The organism is Nonomuraea sp. NPDC003754, assembly GCF_053605785.1.
Genome location: NZ_JBSGJX010000086.1, coordinates 1 through 12,978 on the forward strand (window position 1 = coordinate 1; position 12,978 = coordinate 12,978).

General features: G+C 69.8%; 14 protein-coding genes. 8 read left to right on the top strand and 6 right to left on the bottom strand.

Annotated elements, in window-relative coordinates; genetic code table 11:
- Window positions 1-92: 92 nt before the first annotated feature.
- Window positions 93-1,262, bottom strand: coding sequence for a DUF6236 family protein (locus tag ACWEVS_RS45095; protein WP_452557258.1), 1,170 nt, complete (start codon window positions 1,260-1,262; stop codon window positions 93-95).
- A gap of 471 nt (window positions 1,263-1,733) precedes the next feature.
- On the opposite strand from ACWEVS_RS45095, the gene ACWEVS_RS45100 reads away from it, so the two are divergent.
- Window positions 1,734-2,042, top strand: a complete 309-nt coding sequence (locus tag ACWEVS_RS45100) for a hypothetical protein (protein ID WP_452557260.1) — start codon at window positions 1,734-1,736, stop codon at window positions 2,040-2,042.
- 114 nt (window positions 2,043-2,156) lie between these two features.
- Here ACWEVS_RS45100 and ACWEVS_RS45105 read toward each other — a convergent pair whose 3' ends face one another.
- Window positions 2,157-3,035 (bottom strand): LysR family transcriptional regulator, encoded by an 879-nt coding sequence (locus ACWEVS_RS45105; RefSeq protein WP_452557262.1) that lies wholly within the window; start codon window positions 3,033-3,035, stop codon window positions 2,157-2,159.
- A gap of 82 nt (window positions 3,036-3,117) precedes the next feature.
- Here ACWEVS_RS45105 and ACWEVS_RS45110 point away from each other — a divergent pair, with 82 nt between their 5' ends.
- The 7 genes from ACWEVS_RS45110 (at window position 3,118) to ACWEVS_RS45140 (ending at window position 9,737) form a co-directional block, all read left to right on the top strand.
- Entirely contained in the window at window positions 3,118-3,573 is a 456-nt protein-coding gene (locus ACWEVS_RS45110) for a nuclear transport factor 2 family protein (RefSeq protein WP_452557264.1), read from the top strand.
- On the top strand, window positions 3,570-4,250 hold the full coding sequence (locus ACWEVS_RS45115) for an SDR family oxidoreductase (protein ID WP_449931535.1): 681 nt from the start codon (window positions 3,570-3,572) through the stop codon (window positions 4,248-4,250). The genes ACWEVS_RS45110 and ACWEVS_RS45115 overlap by 4 nt, the downstream gene beginning before the upstream one ends.
- Before the next feature lie 22 nt (window positions 4,251-4,272).
- The gene (locus ACWEVS_RS45120) at window positions 4,273-5,103 is read left to right on the top strand and encodes an NAD(P)H-binding protein (protein WP_452557266.1); all 831 of its coding nucleotides are present in this window, start codon (window positions 4,273-4,275) and stop codon (window positions 5,101-5,103) included.
- A gap of 97 nt (window positions 5,104-5,200) precedes the next feature.
- Window positions 5,201-6,463 (top strand): MBL fold metallo-hydrolase, encoded by a 1,263-nt coding sequence (locus tag ACWEVS_RS45125; protein ID WP_452557268.1) that lies wholly within the window; start codon window positions 5,201-5,203, stop codon window positions 6,461-6,463.
- 18 nt (window positions 6,464-6,481) lie between these two features.
- Complete coding sequence (locus tag ACWEVS_RS45130) at window positions 6,482-7,375, top strand: alpha/beta hydrolase (protein WP_452557270.1); 894 nt, start codon at window positions 6,482-6,484, stop codon at window positions 7,373-7,375.
- Window positions 7,376-7,557: 182 nt separating this feature from the next.
- A complete protein-coding gene (locus ACWEVS_RS45135) occupies window positions 7,558-8,757 on the top strand; it encodes an NAD(P)/FAD-dependent oxidoreductase (RefSeq protein WP_452557272.1) in 1,200 nt (399 codons plus the stop codon).
- A 23-nt stretch (window positions 8,758-8,780) separates the two neighbouring features.
- Window positions 8,781-9,737 (top strand): sigma-70 family RNA polymerase sigma factor, encoded by a 957-nt coding sequence (locus ACWEVS_RS45140; protein ID WP_452557274.1) that lies wholly within the window; start codon window positions 8,781-8,783, stop codon window positions 9,735-9,737.
- A gap of 327 nt (window positions 9,738-10,064) precedes the next feature.
- Here the strand turns inward: ACWEVS_RS45140 and ACWEVS_RS45145 are convergent, their stop codons facing one another.
- The 4 genes from ACWEVS_RS45145 to ACWEVS_RS45160 all read right to left on the bottom strand — a co-directional run.
- A complete protein-coding gene (locus ACWEVS_RS45145; protein WP_452557276.1) occupies window positions 10,065-10,262 on the bottom strand; it encodes a ferredoxin in 198 nt (65 codons plus the stop codon).
- A 7-nt stretch (window positions 10,263-10,269) separates the two neighbouring features.
- The gene (locus tag ACWEVS_RS45150) at window positions 10,270-11,493 is read right to left on the bottom strand and encodes a cytochrome P450 (RefSeq protein WP_449931549.1); all 1,224 of its coding nucleotides are present in this window, start codon (window positions 11,491-11,493) and stop codon (window positions 10,270-10,272) included.
- Window positions 11,494-11,705: 212 nt separating this feature from the next.
- Entirely contained in the window at window positions 11,706-12,647 is a 942-nt protein-coding gene (locus ACWEVS_RS45155) for an RNA polymerase sigma-70 factor (RefSeq protein ID WP_452557278.1), read from the bottom strand.
- A 107-nt stretch (window positions 12,648-12,754) separates the two neighbouring features.
- Window positions 12,755-12,978, bottom strand: a 224-nt coding sequence (locus ACWEVS_RS45160) for a hypothetical protein (protein ID WP_449931553.1), incomplete at its 5' end; no start/stop codon positions are given.

Consider the following 12,978-nt stretch of genomic DNA (forward strand, 5'->3'; position numbering starts at 1 on the left):
CGTGCCCACTCGGCGTTCGTCAGATCACCACGACCCATATGCCAAGAGTGACAAGACCAGCGCTCACCGTCAGGAGATCTAAGAAACAGCTCCTAACCCCTGCGGCGGACATGACGCCTGTTCCTCCGAATCCGGTCGATCAGACCCTGCGGATCGAGTTCCTCGCGCAGTCCCAGGAGATACCCCGCAGGCGATCGGCGAGCAGCAGCAGCGCTGGCTGCCACACGTGAGCCCGCACTCACGAAACACGCCGCGATCGCACTGGCGCCGAGAGCGGTCTCGGACAAAGTCCCGTGGCCCGCAAACGTCGCGCCCAGGACGGACAGCACGATCGGCACCTCCGGTGTTTGGAGGGAGAAGATTGCCCGAATGGGTTCGAGGCGCTGCGAGCGCAGGCCCTGCTCAAGGTCTCCGAGTATGGTGCGGATGTCTCGGTCTGCCGCCATTTCCACACGAGCGCGCAGAACGGCCGGGTCCTGGCTCGCTGCCATCTCGGCGAATGAATCTCCTAGCTCGGTGACACGCTGCCGGAAGGCATCGAATTCGTCCGCCAGCATCCGGCGGGCCTGCACAATGCGCTGGACCGGGATGTCCTCCAAACCACGCGGCAGCACCGAGCGAAGCGCCACTACCGCGTACATCGCCTCCGGGTTCATGCCGGTGTAGTCATACACGGCCGGTTCGCTCCCCCACCCATGGGGGAGTCCGGGAAGGCCGGACTGATCCGTGACCATCGCCATGCCGTTGGCTTCGGCAACGTTGCGTGCGAGCGCAGCGATGTACACCTGCGCGAGGCGTCGTTCCAACCGCACCCAAGACCGTCCGACTCTGTCTCTGGCTATCACCGCGAGGCCCCGTTCCAGGACCCAGAACGGGAGCCCGACATCACCGCTGACCTCCGATTCGACCCATCGGTAAGGAAAGGTGAGTGGCATACCGGGGACCTGCACGGACGGGCGAGTCAACAGGTCTTCGTCGAAACTCTCCCGCGATACGCGCGCCTCCTCTGCCCAACGCTCCGGATCATCCGAGCTTCGCAACCAACGGATGAAGTCCTCCGCGACGTCCCGGCCATAGAGCTCGGGATCTATGTCGACGAAGAAGTTCAACTCGTCCTGCAGCGCTCTGCCAGTCGGTGAGTCAAGATCGGGGTAGTCCAGGGTTCTCAAGCGCGCGATCTTGGGCCAGTAAAGGGCAGCAGCCTTCAGCCATGTCTCGTCCTGAACGAACACATCTGGGTAGTAGAGAGCTAAGCCGGACATGATCAGTCTCCTAACGGCGAGCGGCGGTACGTGGACGACTCCCTTGGCTGTTGCAGTCGGTAGACACTCATACTGGCAGGCACGCGGGCCTGTACGAGCCGATCTCGCTACACCTGTCGTCAAACGAATCGTTTGACGACAGGCGAGCGACGCGTCCAATGAACCCGTGCAATCCGGGGGTTCACGGCGCCGCGAAACCAATCAGATCCGATGGCGATTTCTGACAGGGTTTGATGACAGATAGGGTCCGATCCTCCGTACGGAAGGGGCCCTCGGTGGCGAACCTGGTCTCCAAGCGGGTCTCGACCGACCAGCAGTCCACCGCCCGGCAGAACCTCGTCCTGGACGAGGTCGGGATCGAGGACCCGATCGTCTTCGAGGAGGACCCGGGAACCTCCAGCCGCCTCCACCTCCTTCAGCGCCCGAAGTTCCGCGAACTGCTCACCGGGCGACACCGTGCACATCTCCGAGATGTTCCGCCTCGTACGCGGCACCGGGCACATCCTCGACGTGCTCGACGTCCTTCACCGCGACCAGGTGGCGCTGCGCATCCACGACGGCGCGTTCTCCGCGATGGACCTCACCGCCCGCCACCCGCGCACCGAGGAGTTGCTGTCCACCGTGAAGTTCATGGTGCAGACCCTCGCCGCCGGCGAACTCCAGCGCGACCTCCAGCGCGAGCTGACCTACGACGGACTGCGCGCCGCCGAGGCCAAGGGCAGCAAGGGCGGGCGCCGCCCCGCCGTGGCGACCGAGAAGACCGACAGTGCACGCGCATGATCCCCTTCCCCTGACGCCTGGCGTCACTGTACAAGCGACCAGGAAAGCGGATCTATCGAATAATGCGGGCAGGGGGCGGCACCCGTGTCACGACCACCAGGGGTGTACGAGGGATCACGTCTGGAGGCGCTGTGGGTCGGGCGACAGGGCCTCGACCAGGTCGCGGATGGTGCTGCGGTGATCGCCGGGCCGCCACGCGAGGGCGAGCGCGCTCGGGGACAGACCCGTGACCGGGATGGTCATGATCCCCGGCCGCCGGTAGATCTCGGCGTTGCCGGCGGCGAGCAGGACGATGGTGTCGCCGCTCTCAAGCGCCGCGAAGGTCTCCTCGGCGTTCGTCACGGTCGTGCAGACGACCGGTGGCCGCCCGCCGCGCTCGTCGGTCGCGAGCCAGTGGTCGCGGAGCGGGCCGGCGCTTTCGGGGAGCGCCAGGAACTCTTCGTCCAGGAGCTCGGCGAAGTCGACCTCGTCCCGTTCGGCGAGCCAGTGGTCGTCCCGGAACGCCACCCAGCGCGGCTCTCGGGCCACGACCCGGACGTTGAGATCGTCCTGACCGGGGAACGGCAGCCAGACGAACGCCACGTCGACCTCGCCCTCGGCCAGGCCCGCCGTGGGGTCGGTCCAGTTGACCTGGCGCAGCCGCAGGTCGCAGCCTGGACGGCGGGCGGTGAACCGTTCCCGCAGCGTTCCCAGGAGGCCGCGTCCGACACTGGTCGACATGCCCACGGTCAGCCGTGAGGCTTCGGCGGCCGCGGCGTCGCCGACGGCCCGCTGGGCCTCGTCCCACTGCCGGAGCAGCTCGCGGGCGGCCGGCAGCAGCGCCTCGCCCGGTGCGGTGAGCCGTACCGTGCGCCGGTCGCGGTCGAACAGCCTCACCCGCATCAGCTCTTCGAGCTGGCGTATCTGTTTGCTGAGCGCCGGCTGCGAGATGTACAGGCGCTCGGCCGCGCGGGTGAAGCTGAGCTCCTCCGCCACGGCCACGAAATACCTCATGTCACGCAGATGAGCATCCATAACCGTCGGCTATTACAGCAGATATTGGACGTGCGGGAAAGGTCAACGCCACGATTGCGGCATGAGTACCACGGAGGATCGCCTGGCGATCATCGAGACCTGTACCCGCATGGCATGGCACGCCGACCAGCGCGAATGGGACCGCCTGGGCGAGGTGTTCGCGGACTCGGTGACGCTGGACTACACCAGCCTGAACGGCGGCGAGCCTGCCGTGCTGACGCCGGCGCAGATCGTCGAGGCATGGTCGGGCCTGCTCGGCGCGTTCGACGCCACGCAGCACCTGATCACGAACCACCTGGTGACCGTCGACGGCGACACCGCGCTGTGCACGGCGTCGTTCCAGGCCACGCACCGCCTCACCGATCCGTTCGGCTCGTCGCTGTGGACGCTGGGCGGCACCTACCGCTTCGACCTGGTCCGGTCGGACGGCGTGTGGAAGATCGGCGCTGTGGTGATGACCGCCACCTGGGCCGACGGCAACCGGAACCTCATGTCCCTGGCGGCGGGGAACGGATGATCGCCCTCGTGACCGGCGGCAACCGTGGGATCGGCCGGGAGGTCTGCCACCAGCTGGCGGCACTCGGCCACACCGTCCTCCTCACCGCCCGATCGCCGGAGGCGGCCGAGACCGCGGCCAAGGAACTCGGAGGTGACGTCGTCCCGCTACGGCTCGACGTCACCTCCGAGGAGGACATCGCGGGGGCGGCGGCCGCCGTCGCCGAGCGGTACGGGCGGCTGGACGCTCTGGTCAACAATGCCGCCATCACCTACGACACCTGGCAGGGCGGCGCGTCCGCCGACCTGGACGTCGTCCGCGAGGCCGCCGAGACGAACCTGTACGGTCCCTGGCGGCTGATCCAGGAGCTGCTGCCGCTCCTGCGCGAGAGCGCGCATCCCCGGATCGTCAACGTGTCCAGCGAGGCGGCCTCGCTGACCAACATGGGCGGCGGCACCCCGGCGTACGGCACCACCAAGGTGGCCCTCAACGCCCTGACCCGCATGCTGGCGGCGGAGCTTCGCGGTGACGGCGTCCTCGTGAACGCGATCTGCCCTGGCTGGGTCGCGACGGACATGGGAGGACCGGGCGGCCGTCCCGTCTCCGAGGGCGCGGCCGGCGTCGTCTGGGCGGCCACACTGCCCGACAACGGCCCGACCGGCGGGTTCTTCCGCGACGGCCGTCCCCTCCCCTGGTAGACACCCTGTGAAGGACAATGAAATGATCTTGGTGACGGGCGCGACAGGCAACGTCGGCTCCGAAGTGGTCCGGGCCCTGGCCGCAGCCGGTGAACCCGTCCGGGCGCTGGTGCGGAAGCCGGACACCGTACCGCTGCCGGACGGCGTCGAGGCGGTGACGGGCGACCTCAACCGGCCGGAGAGCATGACCGGCGCGCTGCGCGGGGCCCGCGCGGTGTTCCTGCTCCCCGGGTACGAGGACATGCCGGGCCTGGTGGCCGAGGCCCGGCGTGCGGGAGTGGAACAGGTCGTGCTGCTGTCCGGCGGCTCGGCCGGGAGCGGCGACATGACCAACGCGGTGACCCGTTTCATGGCCGCGTCCGAGGCCGCCGTGCGGGAGTCCGGGCTGCCGTGGACGTTCCTGCGGCCGAGCGCGTTCATGTCCAATGCCCTGCGCTGGCTGCCGCAGCTCCGGTCCGGCGATCGGGTGCGGGTCCCCTTCCCTGAAGTCCGCACGGCGAGCGTCGACCCGCACGACATCGGGGCCGTCGCCGCCCGCGCGCTGCTGTCGGACGAGTACCGGGGCGAGATCCTCCGGCCGACCGGTCCGGTCGCGATGCGGCCCGCCGACCAGGTCGCCGTGCTGGCCAGGGCCCTCGGCCGCGATCTGGAGTTCGTGGGCCTGACGAACGAGGAGGCGCGCACCGACCTGCTCGCCACCATGCCCGTCGAGTACGTGGACGCGTTCTTCGACTTCTACGTGAACGGCTCGCTCGACGAGTCGATCGTCCGCCCGACCGTCCGCGAGGTCTCCGGCCGCGAGCCCCGCACCTTCGAGCAGTGGGCACAGGCCCACGCGGACGACTTCCGCTGAACCCCCTAGCATCCCGACTCCACGAAAGCTCCAGATGAACCAGAGATTGCGGCGCCTTCTCGCCGCAAGCTCCGCCGCCGCATGCGCGATCGCGTCGGTGGCGGGCTGTTCGAACGACGACAAGCCCGTGGCGCAGCCCGCGCGAAAGGTGGAGCCGGGACGCTTCGCCTCGTCCAACCCGGGTTCGGTCAACACCTACTGGATCCAGGCACCGGAGGGCCTGGTCATCATCGACACCCTCCGCACGCCGACCGATGCCAGGAAAGCGGTGGCGGAGATCAAGAAGACCGGCGAGCCGGTCGCCGCCATCCTGCTCACCCACTCCCATCCCGACCATGTGGGCGGGGCGGGCGCCTTCCACGAGGCGTTCCCCCAAGCGCCCATCTACGCGTCCAAGGCGACCGACAAGACGATGCGGGAGGACAGTCGGGGCTTCTACCCGCTGGCCCGTTCGGCGAACGCGGACTTCCCCGCCAGGATCACCTACGCCGACCGGACCTTCGAGGACGGCGCACCGTTGCAGGCCGGCGGCCTCCGCTTCGAGACCGCCACGTTCGCCCACGGCGAGTCCGACACCGCGAACGTCTACTACCGTCCCGACACCGGCGACCTCTTCTCCGGTGACCTGGCGACCGGTAAGGTCACGCCCGCGCTGATCGAGGGCACCAGCTGTGGCTGGCTCCAGATCCTCGATCAGCTCGGTGGGCGCTTCTCCGGGGCCAGGACGATGTACCCGGGGCACGGTGCCGCAGGCCCGGCCCGCGCATTGATCGACGAGCAGCGCCGGTATCTCCAGGTGTTCCGCGGGCTGGTCCGGCCGGCCGTCGCCCCTGACTCGCCCGAGGGCAGGACGGTCGCCCCCGGCGAGCAGAAGTCGATCACCGCCGAGCTGGACCGCGCCTACCCCGGCCATCCACCGGTCGCGGACCTTCCGACCATCGTGCAGGAGAACATCAAGGCCGTCGCGCGGGAGCTGACCGCCGAGGACCCTGCGAAGACGCCCGCCGCCTGCGCGGACACCCCCCAGGAAGGGGCGGGCGGGCTGCTCGCGCCGGTGAACACCTACGTCGCCGCGGTCAACGACCGCAACCTCGACGCGCTGGCGGGAGCGTTCGCCGCCGACGCGGAGCTCATTGACGTCGGGCGGCGTTTCAAGGGTCGCGGCGCGATCCGTGACTGGGCCAGGGCCGAGGTCATCGGCGGCAGCCTGACCGTCATCGAAGTCGCCGAGAACCGGCCCGGTCACCAGCGCCTCCTGGTGCGCTTCGCCCCCGGCGGCCAGGGAGGCTTCGATGCCTACTACGCCTTCACCGTCGACGGCTCGTCCATCACCAGAGCCGAACTGACCTATGCGAACTGATCGAAGGAGCAGACGTTCATGACCACTGTGCAGAAGGTGAAGTTCTCCGCCGGCGACGTGGCGCTGACCGGGAACCTGTTTCTGCCCGGCGGCGCCGGCCCGGCGCCGGGCATCGTGGTGGCGGGCACCTGGACGAGCGTCAAGGAGCTGATGGCCGACCGGTACGCCGAACGGCTCGCCGCCCGCGGGTTCGCCGCCCTGTCCTTCGACTTCACCGGCTATGGCGAATCCGAGGGCGAGCCTCGCGACTACGAGATGCCGGAACGGAAGGTCGGCGACATCAACCACGCGGTCACCTTCCTCGCCGAACATCCTGCGGTGAACGCCGCCCGTCTGGGCGCCCTCGGCGTCTGCGCGGCCGCGATGTACATGAGCGGGAACGCCGTCGACGATCCGCGCATCCGGTCGCTGGCGCTCGTCGCGCCCTGGCTGCACGACCCCGAGATCTGCCGGGAGGTGTACGGCGGTGAGGAAGGCGTCGCGGGCAGGCTCGCCGAGGCCGTACGGGCACGCGCGAAGTACGAGGCGACCGGCGAGGTCGAGTACGTGCCGGTCGTCAGCGGCTCCGACCCTCGCGCGGCCATGCCGTTCGACATCGACTTCTACCTCAACCCCGACCGCGGCGGCCTGCCGCAGTGGCCCAACCGCTTGGCGGTGATGGCATGGCGGGACTGGCTCGGCTACGACTCGATCTCCCTTGCCTCCCGCCTCACCCAGCCCGTCCTGCTCGTCCACAGCGAGGACGCCGCCATCCCGGACGGGGCGCGGCGCTTCCACGCCGCGCTGGCCGGGCCCAAGGAGTTCGTCTGGACCGAGGGCGACCAGTTCGCCTTCTATGACCAGGAACCGCAGGTCACGAGGGCAGTGGACGCCGCAGCGGCCCACTTCGCCCGCACGCTGCCCCGCGAATAGCCGGCTGCTCGGCCTTGCCGGCTCGTTCAGCTCGGCCTGTGTCTGCGCCGCCTCGGCGTCGCGAGCATCGTCGGGCGGCGCTCCTGCCGCTCTGTGACCCATGCCACAGGCAGTTCCTGTCAGCAATCGGGGCGCCGTTCCGCTCAAGTCACCGGGAGCAAGCGAACCGACAGGAGCAACGCATGAAGCACCGCATCGTCGTCCTCGGCGCCGGCTATGCCGGGGCCTACGTGGCCGGGAACCTGGCCCGCCGGCTGTCGCCGGCGGACAGCGAGATCACCGTGGTCAACGCTGAGCCGGACTTCGTCGAGCGGCTGCGGCTGCACCAGCTCGCGGCCGGCCAGGAGATCGAGGCTCGCAAGCTCGCCGACGTCTTCGCGGGCACGGGGATACGGCTGCGCCTGGCCCGTGTCACCGCCGTCGCCCCCGAGCGCCAGGTCGTCGCCGTGGCCGACGCCGACGGCGGCGGCGAGCTCGCCTACGACACGCTTTTCTACGCGCTCGGCAGCCACGTCGCCGACCGCGGCTTCCCCGGCGTGGCCGAGCACGCCTTCGACGTCACCGGCCGGCCCTCGGCGCTGCGCCTGCGCGAGCGCCTGGACAGCCTGGGCAGGCGGGGCGAAGGCGGGAGCGTGCTGGTCGTCGGCGACGGGTTGACCGGCATCGAGACCGCCACCGAGATCGCCGAATCCCGGCCCGGCCTGTCGGTGGCGCTGGTCGCCCGCGGCGAGCTGGGCGCGCGGCTCTCCGCCGGGGCCCGCAGCCACCTGCGCGAGGCCTGCGACCGGCTGGGCATCACCGTCCTGGAGCACACCAGCGTCGAAGCCGTCGAAGCGACGCGGGTGCTGTGCGCCGACGGCACCGCCCTGGCGTCCGACGCAACCGTGTGGACGGTCGGGTTCGCGGTCAACCCCATCGCCGCCGCCGGCGGGCTGGAGGTCACCGAGAACGGTCGGATCGTCGTCGATCGCACCATGCGGTCGGTCTCGCACCCGAACGTCTACGCCGCCGGCGACAGCGCCTACGCCATCGGCGACAACGGCCGGCCGCTGCCGATGTCCTGCGCTACCGCCGGCTACACCGGCCGGCAGGCCACGGACGCGATCGTGGGACGCCTGACCGGCCGCGAGATTGCCAACACCAAGCTGGTCTACCCGGGCAACCACATCAGCCTCGGGCGGCGGGACGGGATCCTGCAGATGGTCGACGACGAAGCGCGAGCGAAGCCGACGTATGTGGGCGGCCGGAAGGCCGCGCGGATCAAGACGGGCATCCTCAAGATCTCGCTGTGGGGCATCTCGCACCCGACCTTCGGCCTGCCCAAGCGCAGGCGCCGCCTGGCCGCCGCGCCGGACGCGTCCGCCGAGAAGGCGCTCGCGTAGCCGCCTGACTAGGGTTGGTCCGCGTGGACAGCACCGCCACTGATCGCTTCGACACCAGTCGGTTCGAGGCCAGCCGGAACCGGCTGGCCTCGCTGGCGTACCGGCTGCTGGGCTCCGCCGCCGACGCCGAAGACGCCGTGCAGGATGCGTTCCTGCACTGGCAGGCCGCCGACCGGCAGCGGATCAAGGTGCCGGAAGCATGGCTGACCAAGGTCGTCACCAACCTGTGCCTCGACCGGCTCCGCTCGGCACAAGCCCGCCGCGAACGCACCGTCGGCGCCTGGCTGCCCGAACCGCTCCTCGACGGCGACCCGATGCTCGGCCCTGCCGACACGTTCGAGCAACGCGAATCGGTCTCCCTGGCCGTGCTGACTCTCATGGAGCGCCTGTCACCCGTCGAGCGGGCCGTCTACCTCCTGCGCGAAGCGTTCTCCTACAGCCACGCCGAGATCGCCGAGATCCTCGACATCACCGAGTCCGCAAGCCAGCAGCACCTCCACCGGGCCCGGCGCCGCATCACCGCCGCCCGCCGCCGCGGCGGCGGCGAAGTCGACCTGGCATCCGCCCGCAGGATCGTCGAGGAATTCCTCGCCGCTGCCTCCTCGGGCCGCACCGAACGGCTGGCGGCGCTGCTCACCGACGACGCGACCGCGATCTCCGACGGCGCCGGCCTGACCGAGACGCTGCTGCGGTACGACACTCCGCAGCGCATCGCTGCCATCGCACGGGCCGGCTTCAAACCCACACCCGCGAAACGGCGACTGGCCGGCGGCACGCCCGCCATCAACTACGCGCTCGTCAACGGCGCCCCCGCCATCCTCTTCGTGCTCGGCGACCACGTCGTCGGCGCCGTGACGTTCGACATCACCGACGGCAAGATCGCAACCGTGCGCGGCATCGCCGCCGCCACCCGCCTCGCCCGCCTCACCCAAGCCTGGCGGCAGCACGAACCGGACACGCCGCTCATCTCCCAGTGGTGACCCGGCGCCGACCGCGGCCAGGCGCAGCACCCGCGCTGCGAACCCGCGCCGGGTCTTCGTCCCGCGTCTGCGCCTCCACCACCTGGTGGGCGGATCCCACGACGCGGTCGTCGACCACCGCGAGATCCTGGCCGAGGGCGTACGGCTGGTGGTCGACAACATGACCCGGATCGACGCGGCCGGGCGCAAGGCCGAGCTGAGCGGGGGCAGGACCGGCTACGACTCCCTGATCCACGCGGTCGGCAGCGGCCCGGTTCGTCCTGCCTCCAGCTCGGACGAACTGAAGGCAAGGCCTTGGCACGGACGTGTAGTCCACCTGGGTAGGGCCTACTCCTGCAGGATGGACAGGGCTCGGGACGGGCACAGGGTGACGGCGTGGCGCGCCTGCGCGGCGCTCCGGTCGTCGGGGTGATCGGTCAGCAGCGCCACGATGCCGTCGTCGTCCTGGTCGAAGACGGCCGGCTCGGTCAGGACGCACTGGCCGGAGCCGACGCAGAGGCCGGTGTCCGCTTTGATCCGCATCATGTCCTGCTCACCAGGTGACCGGGAGTTCGTGAACGCCGTAGATGACGGCGTCGGTCTTGAACGGCAGGTCCTCGACCGGTGCGGCGAGCCGCAGGGTGGGGATGCGGCGGAACAGCGTGTCGAAAACGATCTGCAGCTCCATCCGGGCCAGGTTCTGGCCGAGGCACTGGTGCGGGCCGAATCCGAAGGCGAGGTGGTGGCGGGCCCCGCGCTCGACATCCAGTTCGGCCGGATCCTTGAACGCCACCGGGTCCCAGTTGGCCGACAGGGCCGAGACGATGACGCCCTCGCCGGCCTTGATGCTCACCCCGCCGATCTCCACGTCTTCGGTGGCCACGCGGGAGGTGACCCCGTCGGCGATGGTGAAGTAGCGCAGCAGTTCCTCCACGGCCATGGGCGTCCTGCCCGAGTCGGCCTTGACCAGGGCCAGTTGCTCCGGATGGGAGAGCAGCCCGACCACGCCGAGCGAGATCATGTTCGCCGTGGTCTCGTGTCCGGCGGTCAGCAGCAGGAAGGCCAGGCTCACCAGGCCCGCGTGGTCGAGGGTGCCCTCCTGGCGTTGCCGGGCGATCTGTCGGCCGAACAGGTCGTCGGCAGGTTCGGACTCCTTGCGGGTGACCAGGTCGTCGAGGTAGGCGCGCAGTTCGGCCAAGGCTCGCTGGCGGTCTTCCAGCGAGGTCCGGCGCACCAACATGGTGGTGCGGCTTTGGAAGAAGTCGTGGTCGGTGTAGGGGACGCCGAGCAGTTCGCAGATCACCAGGGACGGCACCGGCAGGGACAGCGCCCGCACCAGGTCGACCGGCCGCTGGTCGGCGGCGAGCATGTCGTCGATGAAGTGGTCGACGATGTCCTGGATCCGCGGGCGCAGCGCGGCCAGCCGCCTCACGGTGAACTCGCCGATCACGGGCCGGCGGGCCGCGGAGTGTTCCGCGCCGTCCATGCCGAGCATCAACGGCGGCTGGCTGCGGAGCTGCTGCAGGGTCGCCGCATCGAGGGTGAAGAGCGGGAAGCCGTCCTTGCGCTTGTCGGAGGACAAGCGGCCGTCGGTGAGGACGGCACGGGCCTCCTCATGCCCGGACACCCACCACGCCTCGCCGCCGCTGGTCAGGCGGACCTTGCTGATCGGCGCCTGCTCGCGCAGTCGCTCGTAGGCGGCGGGCGGAGCGAAGGGGCAGCCCCGCTCGACCGGCAGTTGCAGACCGGCGAGTTCGTCGGCGACGTTCTTCGTCATGAATGACCTCCTGGTAATGGATCTGGCCGAGATTTGTGCTGCTTGCCGGCGACCTGGGCAGCGTGATCGCACGGCCGTCATGGGCCATGTCCGCTCCTCGAAGAGAGCGTGCTTTACGGGGTGACCAGTACGCGCTTCTGACGATGAGCAGATGTCTTCGCTCGGGGAGCTCCCCACGGTCGCGCAATCGTGATCATGCGGCGGCTGAAGGATTACGTCAGCGTGAGTGGGGTCTCGGATTCAACGCGGGTCAGCTTCTGCGGGTTGCGGACGTAGTAGAGGCCGGTGATGCGGGCGTGCTCGACCCGGACTGCTATGACGCCGTCGATCTCGCCGTTCACGCGGAGGATGAGTGCCGGGTTGCCGTTGACCACCGTGTGGTCAGTGGTGAGCGCGACCTGGGCCTTGCCGAGGCCGCCGACGACGAAACGGGCCACCTTGCCGGCTCCGGTGATCGGCCGCGGCGCGGCCCGCTTGACGCCGCCGCCGTCGCTGATCAGGACGACCTGCGGGGCGAGCACGTCGAGGAGGCTCTGCAGGTCCTTGGTCTCGAGTGCGGCCTGAAACGACTCCAACACCGCCCGGGCCTGGTGGGGGGCGACCTCCTCGCGAGGGCGGCGGGCATCGACGTGCCGGCGGGCGCGAAGTGCGATCTGCCGGACGGCCGCGGGGCTCTTGCCGACGGCGGCCGCGATCTCGTCGTGACTGATGCCGAAGGCCTCGCGCAGCACGAAGACGGCGCGCTCGGTCGGCGACAGCGTCTCCAGCACGATCATGAGCGCCATCGACACGCTTGCGGCGAGCTCGACGTCCTCGGCCACGTCCGGCGCGGTGAGCAGCGGCTCGGGCAGCCAGGAGCCGACGTAGTCCTCCTTACGGCGGCTCATGGCACGCAGCCGGTCGAGTGAGCGCCGGGTCGTGATCCGGACCAGGTAGGCGCGCTGGTCACGCACCTGCCTCAGGTCGACCTTCATCCACCGCAGCCAGGTCTCCTGCAGGACGTCCTCCGCGTCGGCCGCCGAGCCGAGCATCTCGTAGGCGACGGTGAACAGCAGGTTGCGGTGGGCGACGAACACCTCGGTGGCGCGAGCCATCCGGCCGCCGCCGGCGGGCGGTTCGACTGTGCCCGTCGTTGGCCCGCTGCGCTCGTTCATAGGCGGCTCCTGCCTGTTCGCTCTCGACTGTGGTCCATTCACGAGACGCCGCCCATGACCGCTTTGTGACACCCGTGATCGGTGGCATACGTCACATGACCGCGCTGTCACAAAGGTCGGGTCGCCGGTGCCTCATGGTCGTCGGGACGCCGCGCGGACGATCCACGCGGCACCACGACGTCACGAGTGATCGCCTTGACCCCGTCGCGTGACCGCCACCGCAGAAAGAACGGAAAGACATCATGAGCAAGGTCTGGTTCGTCACCGGTTCGTCCCGCGGCCTCGGCCGCGACTTCGTCGAGGCCGCCCTGTCGCGTGGCGACCAGGTGGC